Annotated in this window: 1 protein-coding gene; it reads right to left on the minus strand. The window is 58.9% G+C overall.

Annotated elements, in window-relative coordinates; translation table 11 throughout:
- On the minus strand, positions 1-224 hold a 224-nt coding region (locus tag I6F33_RS38155), incomplete at both ends, for a transposase (protein ID WP_225145818.1).

The raw sequence follows: 224 nt of genomic DNA on the forward strand, positions 1-224 counted from the left end.
AATGGTGCGCTGAGCCCGTATCCTGCATCCGCCAGCACACATCCAAAGCGCACGTTGGCTGCCATCGCTCGATCAACCTCAGCCAAAGCGATTTCTGGCTTGGATCTTGCCGTTCGGTGTTCGATCGGCACCCGAGCACGCATCAAACGAGACACATTGCCTGTCCAACTCTCGGGCAGAAAGAGACGCAATGCGACCATCACGGGCACTTCGCCGCGCGCAAG

The organism is Bradyrhizobium sp. BRP20 (genome assembly GCF_020194215.1).
Taxonomy (GTDB): domain Bacteria; phylum Pseudomonadota; class Alphaproteobacteria; order Rhizobiales; family Xanthobacteraceae; genus Bradyrhizobium; species Bradyrhizobium yuanmingense.